Raw genomic sequence first — 292 nt, 5'->3', positions numbered from 1 at the left:
GTTGTCCACATGGATGAGAAAACGCCCCACCTGCACCTCTGTTTTGTGCCCTTGACCGCTGACGGGCGGCTGAGCGCGAAAGAGATCATTGGCAACCGCAAGAACCTTGTGAAGAGGCAGGACGAGTTCTGGCAGCACATGGTCAAGCAGTACCCGGAGCTGGAACGGGGCGAAAGCGCCAGCCAGACCGGGCGGGAGCACATCCCGCCTCGCATCTTCAAGGAGATGACCCAGCTGACCAAGCAGTAGGAGCAGTTGGATGCCCTGCTGGTGGGTATCACCCCCTTCAACG

1 pseudogene is annotated in these 292 nt (G+C 59.9%); it reads left to right on the top strand.

Features of this window, described 5'->3' with window-relative positions:
• A pseudogene (locus P0G09_RS19865) lies at positions 1–246 on the top strand (plasmid recombination protein); the annotation flags it as partial.
• Positions 247–292: the final 46 nt, after the last annotated feature.

It is taken from the genome of Faecalibacterium sp. DFI.5.82, assembly GCF_029076575.1.
Lineage (GTDB): Bacteria > Bacillota > Clostridia > Oscillospirales > Ruminococcaceae > Faecalibacterium > Faecalibacterium duncaniae.
Note: the sequence above shows the minus strand (reverse complement) of the source record. Positions and strands in the feature narration are given on the sequence as shown.